The sequence below is a fragment of the Lacticaseibacillus jixianensis genome, from assembly GCF_003946485.1.
Taxonomy (GTDB): Bacteria; Bacillota; Bacilli; order Lactobacillales; family Lactobacillaceae; genus Lacticaseibacillus; species Lacticaseibacillus jixianensis.
On record NZ_RHOJ01000003.1, the window covers coordinates 1 to 13,703 of the forward strand.

7 protein-coding genes, 9 tRNA genes and 1 rRNA gene are annotated in these 13,703 nt (G+C 56.0%); 16 read left to right on the forward strand and 1 reads right to left on the reverse strand.

Annotated elements, in window-relative coordinates; all coding sequences use genetic code 11:
- Positions 1-277: 277 nt before the first annotated feature.
- The 14 genes from rrf to rpoC all read left to right on the forward strand — a co-directional run bounded on the left by rrf (position 278) and on the right by rpoC (position 11,901).
- Positions 278-394, forward strand: a 5S ribosomal RNA gene (rrf, locus tag EKM85_RS01990).
- A gap of 10 nt (positions 395-404) precedes the next feature.
- A tRNA-Val gene (locus EKM85_RS01995) sits at positions 405-477 on the forward strand.
- 2 nt (positions 478-479) lie between these two features.
- Positions 480-552: transfer RNA gene (locus tag EKM85_RS02000), tRNA-Lys, on the forward strand.
- Positions 553-572: 20 nt separating this feature from the next.
- Positions 573-654, forward strand: a tRNA-Leu gene (locus tag EKM85_RS02005).
- 4 nt (positions 655-658) lie between these two features.
- Positions 659-731, forward strand: a tRNA-Thr gene (locus tag EKM85_RS02010).
- A gap of 12 nt (positions 732-743) precedes the next feature.
- A tRNA-Gly gene (locus EKM85_RS02015) sits at positions 744-815 on the forward strand.
- Positions 816-825: 10 nt separating this feature from the next.
- Positions 826-911: transfer RNA gene (locus tag EKM85_RS02020), tRNA-Leu, on the forward strand.
- An 8-nt stretch (positions 912-919) separates the two neighbouring features.
- Positions 920-993: transfer RNA gene (locus EKM85_RS02025), tRNA-Arg, on the forward strand.
- A gap of 24 nt (positions 994-1,017) precedes the next feature.
- A tRNA-Gly gene (locus EKM85_RS02030) sits at positions 1,018-1,089 on the forward strand.
- A 4-nt stretch (positions 1,090-1,093) separates the two neighbouring features.
- Positions 1,094-1,167, forward strand: a tRNA-Pro gene (locus EKM85_RS02035).
- 153 nt (positions 1,168-1,320) lie between these two features.
- Positions 1,321-1,788 carry a CtsR family transcriptional regulator gene (locus EKM85_RS02040; RefSeq protein WP_125584609.1) on the forward strand — a complete coding sequence of 156 codons (468 nt, stop codon included), beginning with the start codon at positions 1,321-1,323 and terminating at the stop codon, positions 1,786-1,788.
- 64 nt (positions 1,789-1,852) lie between these two features.
- Positions 1,853-4,357 carry an ATP-dependent Clp protease ATP-binding subunit gene (locus tag EKM85_RS02045; protein ID WP_125584610.1) on the forward strand — a complete coding sequence of 835 codons (2,505 nt, stop codon included), beginning with the start codon at positions 1,853-1,855 and terminating at the stop codon, positions 4,355-4,357.
- Between the two features lie 269 nt (positions 4,358-4,626).
- Positions 4,627-8,220, forward strand: coding sequence for a DNA-directed RNA polymerase subunit beta (rpoB, locus tag EKM85_RS02050; protein WP_125584611.1), 3,594 nt, complete (start codon positions 4,627-4,629; stop codon positions 8,218-8,220).
- 12 nt (positions 8,221-8,232) lie between these two features.
- Positions 8,233-11,901, forward strand: a complete 3,669-nt coding sequence (rpoC, locus tag EKM85_RS02055; RefSeq protein WP_125584612.1) for a DNA-directed RNA polymerase subunit beta' — start codon at positions 8,233-8,235, stop codon at positions 11,899-11,901.
- Positions 11,902-11,976: 75 nt separating this feature from the next.
- On the opposite strand, the gene EKM85_RS02060 is transcribed toward rpoC, so the two are convergent.
- On the reverse strand, positions 11,977-12,471 hold the full coding sequence (locus EKM85_RS02060; protein ID WP_125584613.1) for a hypothetical protein: 495 nt from the start codon (positions 12,469-12,471) through the stop codon (positions 11,977-11,979).
- A gap of 240 nt (positions 12,472-12,711) precedes the next feature.
- Between EKM85_RS02060 and rpsL the strand changes: the two genes are divergently transcribed.
- Positions 12,712-13,125, forward strand: a complete 414-nt coding sequence (rpsL, locus tag EKM85_RS02065) for a 30S ribosomal protein S12 (RefSeq protein WP_125584614.1) — start codon at positions 12,712-12,714, stop codon at positions 13,123-13,125.
- Between the two features lie 45 nt (positions 13,126-13,170).
- Positions 13,171-13,641, forward strand: coding sequence for a 30S ribosomal protein S7 (gene rpsG, locus EKM85_RS02070; RefSeq protein ID WP_054663812.1), 471 nt, complete (start codon positions 13,171-13,173; stop codon positions 13,639-13,641).
- Positions 13,642-13,703: the final 62 nt, after the last annotated feature.

Consider the following 13,703-nt stretch of genomic DNA (forward strand, 5'->3'; position numbering starts at 1 on the left):
TCAGGTAGATAGGCTGGAAGTGGAAGTGCAGCGATGCATGGAGCGGACCAGTACTAATCGGTCGAGGACTTAACCAAGTACAGTGCGCAGCTTTGGCGAACTTAGGCCAATGGCTAGCCTAGCTTGGGGCTTTGCCGGCGCAGCCGGTGAAGACGCAAGCGTAGCTAGACACTTGGCTGTTGCCAAAGCGGAGCACGACTAGTGAGCAAATACGCGTTCGAAGCATTTAAAACAATGATAGCCAGTTTTGAGAGCGCAAAGCTTTCAATTAAATAAGTGCGGTGGCGATAGCGAGAAGGATACACCTGTTCCCATGCCGAACACAGAAGTTAAGCTTCTCTACGCCGAGAGTAGTTGGTGGGTGACTGCCTGCGAGGGTAGGAAGCTGCCGCGCTTTATATCATGGAGGATTAGCTCAGTTGGGAGAGCGTCTGCCTTACAAGCAGAGGGTCACAGGTTCGAGCCCTGTATCCTCCATTGAGCCGTTAGCTCAGTCGGTAGAGCATCTGACTTTTAATCAGAGGGTCGACAGTTCGAGCCTGTCACGGCTCATTTCCATTAGTTCCATCTCTGCGGGTGTGGCGGAACTGGCAGACGCGCTAGATTTAGGTTCTAGTGGTTATCACCGTGGGGGTTCGAGTCCCTTCACCCGCATCATGCCGACTTAGCTCAGCTGGCAGAGCACCTGTCTTGTAAACAGGGGGTCGGAGGTTCGAACCCTCTAGTCGGCATCATACCAGTCTGCGGAAGTAGTTCAGTGGTAGAACGCCACCTTGCCATGGTGGAGGTCGCGGGTTCGAATCCCGTCTTCCGCTTTCACGAGCCGCCGGGATGGCGAAACTGGTAGACGCACAGGACTTAAAATCCTGCGGTAAGTGATTACCGTGTCGGTTCGAACCCGACTCTCGGCATAGATAACGCACCCATAGCGCAATTGGATAGAGTGTCTGACTACGAATCAGAAGGTTGTAGGTTCGACTCCTACTGGGTGCATCTCCGGCTTGACCGGACTGTAATGCGGAAGTAGTTCAGTGGTAGAACGCCACCTTGCCATGGTGGAGGTCGCGGGTTCGAATCCCGTCTTCCGCTTCATCGGGAAATAGCTCAGCTTGGTAGAGCACTACGTTCGGGACGTAGGGGTCGCAAGTTCGAATCTTGTTTTCCCGATCGATAACTGATGTCGCCTGACATCAGTTTTTTTGTGTCTGAAAATGACTGTGCATGCCCAGTGGAACCTGTCGCCACGAACAAGGCTGGTAATTTACAGAATTACCAGTATAATTAAGGTCAAGATTAGTCAAAGTCAAAAAGGTGAAGTAAATGCAAGGACAGAATATCTCCGACGTGATCGAACATTACCTGAAGGCGATGCTTGATTCTTCGCGGAAAGTCGAGATCAGCCGCGCTGAGATCGCCCAGCAATTTAACTGCGTTCCCTCGCAGATCAACTATGTGATCAAAACCCGTTTTACCCCGCAGCGGGGCTATCTTGTGGAGAGTAAGCGTGGCGGCGGGGGGTACATCCGGATCCTGAAAGTCCACCTGCGTGATGATCAGGATCTGATTTCGCTGATGGCGCAGAATATTCCCGATGCGCTTCGCGAGCGAGACGGTGAAGCCCTGATCCAGCAGCTCTATGACGCGGGTTTGATCAATCGTCAGGCCGGCAACATGATGCTTGCAGTACTCAGTTCCCATACGCTAAACGTGGGGGACCGGGAAGCGGAAGAGACACTGCGTTCACGACTGCTACTTGCTTTTCTCGACAGTTTGCGGTATGAAAGATAGAACTTAATTATTTTCGGCTGGTGCTGATACCAGCTGATAATAGTGTTTATAAAGGAGCGTGCTTATGGACAACTTATTTACCCCAAGTGCAAAGAATGTTTTATTGATTGCACAGGAACAAGCCAAGTACTTCCACCATCACGCGGTGGGCACGGAGCACTTGCTGATGGCGCTCGTAATGGAACAGGAAGGAATTGCCGGCAAGACTTTGCGTCAGCTCGGCATTTCCGAACAAGACATTCATGATGAAATTGAGCGGTTTACCGGCTACGGGACCGTGGATGACGGTGGCCTGAGCAAGGACGCCTACTTACCGTACTCACCGAAGGGCAAGGAAATCTTGAGCTTCGCGGGTGACGAGGCGAAGCGCCTGGGCGCCCTTAAAATCGGCACGGAACATATCCTGCTGGGGCTACTTCGTGAGGATGACATTCTTGCCGCCCGGATCATTCAGGATCTTGATCTCAGCTTAGTGAAAACACGCCAGCTCGTCCTGAAGAAAATGGGCATCTCTGACGCGGCCGCCAAGCATCGCAGTGCAGCCGGCCCCCAGCGCGGCGGTCGGCCGGCGAGTCAAGGAACCCCAACCCTGGACGGGCTGGCGCGTGACCTGACGCAGTTGGCCCGAGAGAATCGCATGGATCCGGTCGTTGGCCGTGATAAAGAAGTGCGCCGGTTGATCCAGATCCTTGCCCGGCGGACGAAGAACAATCCGGTCCTGATCGGCGAGCCTGGGGTCGGTAAAACGGCGATCGCTGAAGGTTTTGCTGAGAAAATCGTTGCGGGCGAAGTCCCGGATGACATGAAAAACAAACGGTTGATGGCGCTTGACATGGGCTCTCTGGTGGCTGGCACCAAGTACCGCGGGGAGTTTGAAGACCGGCTGAAGAAAGTGATCGACGAGATCTACCAAGACGGCAACGTCATCTTGTTTGTCGATGAGCTGCACACGCTGATCGGCGCTGGCGGCGCCGAGGGGGCGATCGATGCCAGTAACATTCTGAAGCCATCGCTTGCCCGCGGTGAGCTCCAGCTGATTGGGGCGACGACCCTGGACGAGTACCAAAAGTACATTGAAAAAGACGCGGCCCTTGAGCGGCGGTTTGCTACCATCACGGTTGAAGAACCCACAGAGGCGGAAGCTGAACAGATCCTGAAGGGACTGCGGCCGCGCTATGAGGCGCACCATGGGGTGACGATCACCGACGCGGCGCTGCACGAAGCGGTGACGCTGTCCAGCCGTTACATTTCGAGCCGCTTTTTGCCTGACAAAGCGATCGATCTGATCGATGAAAGTGCTGCGAAGGTGCGCTTAGACGAGTCCGATCGGCCAACCAAGGCCGATAAGCTGCAAAAACAGCTGAAGGAAACAGTCCAGGCGAAGGACGATGCGATCATGCACCAAGACTTCGAAACGGCGGCAACGATTCGGGAGAAGGAGCAAAAACTGCGGACCAAACTGGACGCCGCGCCGGAGCCAGTGGATGCTAACGGGGTGCGGACCGACGTCAAGGTCGGTCCGGAAGACGTCGCTGAGGTCGTTTCCCAATGGACTGGCGTACCAGTGACGCAGCTGCAAAAGAAAGAATCAGAACGGCTCGTTAACCTGGAGAAGGTCTTGCACGAGCGGGTCGTTGGCCAGGACGAGGCGGTTTCCGCCGTTGCGCGGGCCATTCGCCGGGCCCGTAGTGGGCTCAAGGATCCAACGCGCCCGATCGGCTCATTCATGTTCCTCGGGCCGACCGGGGTCGGTAAGACCGAGCTGGCCAAGGCACTGGCTGAGGCAATGTTCGGCTCAGAGGACGCAATGATCCGCGTCGACATGTCAGAGTACATGGAAAAGTACAGCACCAGTCGCCTGATCGGGGCGGCACCGGGCTACGTCGGTTACGACGAAGGCGGTCAGCTGACCGAGAAGGTGCGCAACAAGCCGTACTCCGTGGTCCTGCTGGACGAAGTTGAAAAGGCCCACCCGGACGTGTTCAACATTTTGCTGCAGGTCCTGGACGATGGCTTTCTAACCGACTCCAAGGGCCGGCGCGTGGATTTTCGCAATACGATCTTGATCATGACTTCCAACATCGGGGCCACCTCCCTGCGCGATGACAAGGCAGTCGGGTTCGGCAAGGAGGCGCCGACGCAGGATTTCCGTTCGATGCAGTCGCGGATGCTGGAGGAACTGAAGAAAGCGTTTCGGCCGGAGTTCCTTAACCGGATCGACGAGACCGTGGTCTTCCACAGCCTGACTAAGCCAGAATTGCACGAAATCGTGAAGATCATGGCCAAGCAGGTCCTGCACCGGCTCAGCGAGCAGGACATCAAGGTCAAGATCACCCCGGCCGGGATCAATGCGGTCGCCAAGGCGGGCTTTGATCCTGAATACGGGGCGCGGCCGATCCGCCGGGCACTGCAGCGCGACGTCGAAGACCAGCTGTCTGAGCTGCTGCTGACCGGCCAGGCCGGCGCGGGTGATACGATCACGATCGGGGCCACTAAGGGGAAGCTGACCTTCCACGTTAAACGCGGACACCAGCCTGAGCAGTCCCCAAAGGAGCCCGTCCATGCTTGATCGGCCGGGACTTTCCCCAATTAATTGACATCTGATCTTAGTCGATGTATCATTAGTGCAATTGCATTTCGGCTAGGACATCAGTTGCGGCGATCTATTGTCCGCTGCGACATATAAAACGTAAAAGTAGGTCAGTGCTTGGCACGCTCTGCTTTTCGTTTTTTTTTGCTCAAAACGTCCGTTAACCACCGACTGTATTTTAAATTTAACAATCGTTACGTTTAATTTACAATCAGGATGGCCGAAAAATCCAATGAGGGGTGAATAATTTGGCAGGACACTTAGTGAATTACGGCAAACACCGCACTCGCCGTTCCTATTCCCGCATTAAAGAAGTTCTCGATCTGCCTAACTTGATTGAGATCCAAACCAACTCCTATCAGTGGTTCCTTGACGAAGGCCTGAAGGAAATGTTCGATGACATTATGCCAATCGAGGATTTCCAAGGGAAGCTGTCCTTGGAATACGTTGATTATCAGTTGTTGGAGCCTAAATATACCGTTGACGAGGCGCGCCAGCACGATGCCAACTACTCGGCGCCGCTGCACGTGACCTTGCGCTTGACTAACCACGAAACTGGTGAGATCAAGAGCCAGGACGTGTTCTTTGGCGATTTCCCACTGATGACGAAGCAGGGCACCTTCATTATTAATGGGGCAGAGCGAGTCATCGTTTCACAGTTGGTGCGCTCACCTGGCGTTTACTACAACAGCGAAACCGATAAGAACTCGCGTGTGACCTATGGCACAACGGTGATCCCAAACCGTGGGGCCTGGCTTGAATACGAGACTGACGCCAAGGACCTGGCTTACGTGCGGATCGACCGGACCCGGAAGATCCCGCTGACCGAGCTCGTCCGTGCGCTCGGTTTTGGCGCCGACCAGGACATTCTTGATATTTTTGGTGACAACGATTCGTTGATGCTGACCATGGAGAAGGACGTTCACAAGAACACCGATGACTCGCGCACCGATGAATCGTTGAAGGACATCTACGAACGGCTACGTCCAGGCGAGCCGAAGACCGCAGATTCTTCACGTTCTTTGCTTTACGCGCGCTTCTTTGATCCAAAGCGCTACGACATGGCTTTTGTTGGCCGCTACAAGGTCAACAAGAAGCTGAGCCTCAAGACCCGCCTGCTTGGCCAGACCCTGGCAGAGACACTGGCTGACCCGGATACCGGTGAAGTCATTGCGCAAAAGGGCGAGAAGATCGACCGTCACGTGATGGACACGCTGGGCGGGTACCTCGACCGCGACGATTTCAAGACCGTCACTTACCAACCGTCCGACCAGGGCGTGGTGACCGATCCGATGACGGTGCAGGTCATTAAGGTCTACTCCAAGGTCAACCCAGAGAAGGAAATCAAGCTGATCGGCAACGGGCACATTGACCCGAAAGCCAAGCACTTGATGCCGGCTGATATCATCGCGTCCATGAACTACTTCCTGAACCTTCAGGAAGGGCTCGGCTCGACCGATGATATCGATCACTTGGGCAACCGTCGTATTCGTTCAGTCGGCGAGCTGCTGCAAAACCAGTTCCGGATCGGGCTTTCCCGGATGGAACGGGTCGTGCGCGAGCGGATGTCGATCCAGGATTCCGCCACGGTAACACCCCAGCAGCTGATCAACATTCGGCCGGTGGTGGCATCGGTCAAGGAATTCTTCGGCAGTTCTCAGCTGTCCCAGTTCATGGACCAGACCAACCCGCTTGGCGAGTTAACGCATAAGCGCCGGCTCTCCGCCCTTGGGCCTGGTGGCTTGACCCGTGATCGTGCGGGTTATGAAGTCCGTGACGTGCACTACACCCATTACGGCCGGATGTGCCCAATTGAGACGCCAGAAGGCCCGAACATCGGGCTGATCAACAGTCTGGCTTCCTACGCGGTGGTCAACAAGTACGGCTTCATCGAAAGCCCGTACCGGCGTGTTTCGTGGGACACCCACAAGGTCACCAACAAGATCGACTACCTTACCGCCGACGAAGAAGATAACTATGTTGTTGCCCAGGCGAACGCCAAGCTGAACGACGACGGCTCTTTTGCCGAAGACGCGATCCTGGCTCGTTCCAAGGATGTCAACATTGAAACCACTCCTGACCACATCGACTACATGGACGTTTCGCCTAAGCAAGTTGTTGCCGTTGCGACTGCCTGCATTCCGTTCTTGGAAAATGACGACTCCAACCGTGCGCTGATGGGGGCCAACATGCAGCGTCAGGCGGTGCCTTTGATCAATCCTCATGCCCCACTGATCGGGACGGGGATGGAATACAAGGCTGCTCATGACTCCGGGATCGCCGTGCTCGCTGAGCACGCCGGCACCGTTGAGTACGTGGACGCTAAGGTGATCAAGGTGCGCCGTGAAGACGGTGCCCAAGACACCTACAAGCTCATGAAATTCCAGCGCTCGAACGCCGGTAAGAACTACAACCAGCGGCCAATCGTGCGCTTGGGCGACAAGGTCGACGAAGACGAGATCATCGCCGACGGCCCAGCGATGGAAAACGGCGAACTGGCTTTGGGGCAAAACCCGATCATCGCCTTCATGACTTGGAACATGTACAACTACGAAGACGCGATCGTGCTGTCCGAGAAGCTGGTCAAAGACGACGCCTACACCTCGATTCATATTGAGGAGTACGAATCTGAAGCGCGCGACACCAAGCTCGGGCCTGAAGAAATCACGCGGGAAATTCCGAACGTCGGTGAAGACGCGCTGAAGGACCTCGACGAGTTCGGGGTTGTCCGCATCGGGGCAGAAGTTCGCGATGGCGATATCTTGGTCGGCAAAGTGACACCAAAGGGTGTGACCGAGCTGTCCGCTGAAGAGCGGCTGCTCCACGCTATTTTCGGGGAAAAAGCGCGTGAAGTGCGCGACACCTCACTGCGGGTCCCTCATGGCGGCGGCGGCATTATCCAGGACGTTCGGATCTTCACCCGCGAGGCGGGCGACGAGCTGTCTCCTGGTGTTAACATGATGGTCCGCGTCTACATTACGCAGAAGCGGAAGATCCAGGTTGGTGACAAGATGTCTGGTCGCCACGGGAACAAGGGGACCGTTTCGGTCGTTGTGCCGGAAGAAGATATGCCATTCTTGCCAGATGGGACGCCGGTTGACATTCTGCTGTCGCCAATGGGTGTGCCTTCCCGTATGAACATCGGGCAGGTACTCGAACTTCACTTGGGGATGGCGGCCCGCAACTTAGGGATCCACATCGCCAGTCCAGTCTTTGACGGGGCGAACGATGATGATCTGTGGGCAACCGTTAAGGAAGCCGGCATGGCTTCGGACGGTAAATCCGTCCTTTACGACGGCCGCACTGGTGAGCCATTTGAGAACCGGATCTCGGTCGGCGTCATGTACTACCTGAAGCTGGCCCACATGGTCGATGATAAGATCCATGCCCGTTCCATTGGACCTTACTCCTTGGTTACGCAGCAGCCGCTGGGTGGTAAAGCTCAGTTTGGTGGCCAGCGCTTCGGGGAAATGGAAGTCTGGGCCTTGGAAGCTTACGGGGCGGCTTACACCCTGCAAGAGATCCTGACCTACAAGTCAGATGACGTGGTTGGCCGGGTGAAGACCTACGAAGCCATCGTCAAGGGCGAGCAGATCCCGCAGCCTGGTGTGCCAGAGTCGTTCCGTGTGCTGGTCAAAGAGCTGCAGGCCCTGGGTCTGGACATGAAGGTGCTGGATCAGGACAAGAATGAAATCGAACTGCGCGATATGGACGATGACGACGACGATGTTGTATCCGTCGACGCTTTGGCTAAATTTGCCCAGGAGCAAGAGGAGAAGAAGGCAAAGGACGCTGCGGCAGCAGCAACCGATAAGCCGACTTCGGACGAAACCAAGAAATAGGAGGTTAGCCCTTTGATTGATGTCAACAAGTTTGAAAGTATGCAAATCGGCTTAGCCTCGCCTGACAAGATTCGCAGCTGGTCCTACGGGGAAGTTAAAAAGCCCGAAACGATCAACTACCGGACCCTTAAGCCAGAGCGGGATGGGCTGTTTGATGAACGCATCTTCGGGCCGACCAAAGACTGGGAATGTGCCTGCGGGAAGTACAAGCGGATCCGTTATAAGGGAATCGTTTGTGACCGGTGCGGGGTCGAAGTAACGCGTTCCAAGGTTCGGCGTGAGCGCATGGGTCACATTGAGCTTGCCGCACCTGTTTCCCATATTTGGTACTTCAAGGGTATCCCGAGTCGGATGGGTCTGGTTTTGGACATGTCCCCCCGCGCCCTGGAAGAAGTGATCTACTTCGCTTCTTACGTAGTGATCGATCCTGGCGACACGCCGCTCGAGAAAAAGCAGCTGCTGTCTGAACGCGATTACCGCGACAAGCGCGACGAGTACGGCAATAAGTTTGATGCCAAGATGGGTGCCGAAGCGGTCAAGGAACTTCTGCAGAAGGTTGACCTCCCTAAGGAAGTCGCTGAACTGAAGGAAGACTTGAAGTCCGCGCAAGGCCAAAAGCGGACCCGTGCGATCCGCCGGTTGGATATTCTGGATGCCTTCTTGGAGTCTGGTAACGATCCGGCCTGGATGGTCATGGACACGATCCCGGTCATCCCACCAGATTTGCGGCCAATGGTTCAGCTGGAAGGCGGGCGTTTTGCCACGTCTGACCTGAATGACCTGTACCGCCGGGTGATCAACCGTAACAACCGCCTTAAGCGCCTGCTCGATTTGAATGCGCCGAGCATCATCGTGCAGAACGAAAAGCGGATGCTGCAAGAAGCCGTCGACGCCTTGATCGATAACGGGCGGCGCGGCCGGCCGGTCACCGGCCCAGGCAATCGGCCACTGAAGTCCCTGAGCCACATGCTTAAGGGTAAGCAGGGCCGCTTCCGCCAGAACCTGCTTGGTAAGCGTGTCGACTACTCCGGCCGTTCTGTTATCGACGTTATGCCGACGCTGAAGTTTTATCAGTGTGGGTTGCCGCGGCAGATGGCCCTGGAGCTGTTCAAGCCATTCGTGATGCACGAGCTGGTTGCTCGCAACTTGGCTTCTAACATCAAGAACGCACGCCGCAAGATCGATCGCGAAGACGACGACATCTGGGATGTCCTCGAAGACGTGATCAAGGAGCGGCCGGTCCTTCTAAACCGGGCACCAACGCTGCACCGGTTAGGGATTCAGGCCTTTGAGCCCGTCCTGGTTGACGGTAAGTCGATCCGCCTGCACCCACTGGTCTGCGAAGCTTACAACGCGGACTTTGATGGGGACCAGATGGCGGTCCACGTGCCGCTTTCCGATGAAGCGCAGGCCGAGGCGCGCCTGCTGATGCTGGCCGCCCACCACATCCTGGCACCACGTGATGGCAAGCCAATCGTGACCCCGTCTCAGGATATCGTTCTGGGTAACTACTACCTGACGATGGAGCAAAAGGGCCGCGAAGGCGAGGGCATGATCTTCAAGGACACCAACGAAGTGCTGATGGCCTTGCAAAATGGCGATGTGCACCTGCACAGCCGCATCGGCCTGGCCGTTTCGTCCCTGCCAAAGAAGCCTTTCACTGACGAGCAGCGTCACCAGATCATGGTGACCTCCGTTGGCCGGGTGATCTTCAACCAGATCATGCCGGAGGACTTCCCGTACCTGAACCTGGCAACGCAAGACAACATCGTTAACGGGGTGCCGGACAAGTGCTTCCTGAAGCCTGGTGAAGACATTCATGCGTACTTGCGCGACAACCCGATCACCGTTCCGTTCAAGAAGAGCTTCCTGTCCGACATCATTGCCGAAGTGTTCAAGACCTACAAGGTCCAGCGCACCTCTGACTTGCTTGACGACATGAAGACGCTTGGCTACACCCAGGCAACCAGCTCAGGCCTGACCGTCGGGGTCGCCGACGTGCCAGAGCTGGCCGAAAAGCCGGAAATCGTTGATGCGGCCCACAAGAAGGTCGCAACGGTTTCCAAGCAGTTCCGGCGGGGGCTGATCACCGATCAGGAACGCCATGACCGCGTGATCCAGATTTGGAACGACGCGAAGGATGAGATCCAGCAGAAGCTGATCGATGCCTTTGACCCGAACAACCCAATCTCCATGATGAGTGATTCCGGGGCGCGTGGTAACATTTCGAACTTCACCCAGCTTGCCGGGATGCGTGGCCTGATGGCTGCGCCTAACGGTGGGATGATGGAAGTGCCTGTTCTTTCGAACTTCCGTGAGGGCCTGTCCGTTATGGAAATGTTCATGTCGACTCACGGGGCCCGTAAAGGGATGACTGACACCGCGCTGAAGACCGCTGATTCGGGTTACTTGACCCGGCGGCTGGTCGACGTTGCGCAGGACGTCATTGTTCGTGAGGAAGACTGTGGCACCGATCGTGGCCTTGTCGTTTCCGCCATCAAGGAAGGCAACGAAATGATCGAGCCGCTGTACGATCGCTTGGTCGGCCGTTACGCGGCGAAGTCGGTTAAGAACCCTGATACCGGTGATGTGATCGTCAAGAAGAACGAGATGATCGATGAAGACAAGGCGCAAGCGATTGTCGACGCCGGCATTCAGCAGGTGACGATCCGCTCGATCTTTACCTGCAATACGCGCCATGGGGTCTGCCAGAAGTGCTACGGCCGCAACCTTGCGACGGGCGAGCAGGTCGAAGTCGGCGAAGCCGTCGGGACCGTTGCCGCGCAGTCAATTGGGGAACCTGGTACGCAGCTGACCATGCGTAACTTCCATACCGGCGGTGTTGCCGGTGGCGAAGATATCACGCAAGGGTTGCCTCGTGTTCAGGAAATCTTCGAAGCGCGCAACCCGAAGGGGCTTGCCGTGATCAGTGAAGTTGACGGGACCGTTTCAGCAATTGATGAAAATCCGGCTGAACACACCCGTGAGATCACCGTTGAAGGGCAAACCGACACCCGGACTTACAGCGTGCCTTACGCGTCGTCTGTTGCCGTTGCAGAAGGTGATCACGTTGATCGTGGTGGCCGACTGACCGGTGGCTCGATCGACCCGAAGGAACTGATCAAGGTTCAAGACGTTCTGACAACGGAAAACTACCTGCTGGCTGAAGTCCAGAAGGTTTACCGGATGCAGGGGGTTGAAATCGGCGATAAGCATATCGAAGTGATGGTCCGCCAGATGCTTCGTAAGATCCGCGTCATGGATCCAGGCGACACCGACATTCTGCCAGGGACGCTGCTTGATATTGCCGACTTTAAGGATCGCAACCAGGAGACCTTGGTCTCTGGCGGCATTCCTGCTACCGGGCGGCCGGTCCTGCTCGGGATCACGAAGGCGTCTCTTGAGACGAACTCCTTCCTGTCTGCGGCTTCCTTCCAGGAAACCACGCGTGTCCTGACCGATGCGTCGATCCGCGGTAAGAATGATCCGCTGATCGGGCTGAAGGAAAATGTCATCATTGGGAAGATCATTCCGGCTGGTACCGGGATGGCGACCTATCGTCACATGGAGCCAAAGACCGTGGGCACTGTTTCCAACAGCGTCTACTCGATCTCTGACCTTGAGGCGAAGATGAAGGCTGAAGATGCGGCCAAGGCTGACTCGCCTAAGACCGACGACTAACATGAACGAATGAGCGCGCCACTGCCCTTTGCTGATCAGCAAAGGGTGGTGGCGCGCTTTTAGTGTGGCGAGCCTTCACCAGCGCATGATCTGGACGACCACGTAGGCCAGCTCAAGGTGGAACAGCAGGGGGATGGGGCCGGCGTGCAGCCGATAGTGCACCAAGCCGCTAAGGCAGGCCAGCAGCACCCAGATGAGGCCGGCTTGCATTGGCAGGCCGAGGGTGACGACACTGATGGCGAACACATCGGCGCTGCCCATCCCCTCACTGAGCTTGGCGAGTACGCCCAGTCCCAGCAGCCAGGCTGCCCCGATCAGCCATGCGGGATGCGGCGTGAGTAGCGCGACGCCAACGCACCAGACGTCGAAGCGGCGAGCGGGCACCGCCCGCAGGCGCAGATCCCACTGGCCGAAGTAGACTAAGCCAAGGAAAGCCGCGGCTTGCAGCCACTGGGTAAAGCTGAAGAGACCGATCAGAAGCAGACTAATTTGCAGAAATAGCTGCCTGCGCGGCGGCTGAAGCCTCACCAGTAAACCGGTCGCGGCGGCTAGGTAGTAGAGTTGCAGCATGCGCTCACCTCAAAGAAAATATTCCGCAAACGCCTGGAGTTCTCCTTGACATGCGGCGCGCTGAGATAGTACACTATCAAAGGTGCTTTTTTCCAGTCAATTCGGGTTTGCCCGGACGTCGAGCTGGTGAAATACCACTTCGCCGCCGGGCCGGCCATTTTTTATTCTCAAAAAAGAACCGCCTGGATGTGTGGACTTGAAAAACTATATCTGTCGGAATCAGGAAGGAGGAACCTTAGAATGCCAACAATTAACCAATTGGTACGCCAAGGTCGTAAAAGTAAGGTAACGAAGTCGGACTCTCCAGCCCTGAACTTCGGTTACAACAGTAAGAAGAAGTCGCTGACTAACACGCCAGCACCGCAAAAGCGTGGGGTGGCTACTCGTGTCGGCACCATGACGCCAAAGAAGCCAAACTCCGCTTTGCGTAAGTATGCTCGTGTTCGCCTGTCAAACCTCATTGAGGTCACGGCCTACATCCCAGGGATCGGCCACAACTTGCAGGAACACTCGGTTGTCCTGATCCGCGGCGGCCGTGTTAAGGACTTGCCTGGTGTCCGTTACCACATTATCCGTGGGACTCTCGATACCGCCGGCGTTGATGGCCGTATGCAGGGCCGTTCCAAGTACGGTACAAAGCGTCCGAAGAAGTAGTCACTATCCGCTTTGTGCGGTATTTAGGAAGAGGAGGCAATCAGCATGCCACGTAAAGGCAATGTTACAAAACGCGATGTTTTACCTGATCCAGTTTACAACTCTAAGCTGGTCACTCGCTTGATCAATCACTTGATGGTCGATGGGAAGCGCGGCAAGGCGCAAACGATCCTGTACGACGCCTTCGACATCATCAAGAAGGAAACCGGCAACGAACCCGTTGACGTCTTCGAAGAAGCAATGAAGAACGTTATGCCGGTCCTTGAAGTTAAGGCTCGCCGGATCGGTGGGTCTAACTACCAGGTCCCAATCGAAGTTCGTCCGGACCGGCGCACGACCTTGGGCCTGCGCTGGATCGTTCAGTACTCCCGCGCTCGCGGTGAGCACACCATGGACGAACGTCTGGCACGCGAAATCATGGACGCCGCGAACAACACCGGTGCTGCTGTGAAGAAGCGTGAAGACACGCACAAAATGGCTGACGCCAACCGCGCGTTCGCTCACTATCGTTGGTAAGAAGGTTGGCTATTATATCCGTTGGGCTATAGTAGCCACTTCTTATATCCAGCGTTTTTATG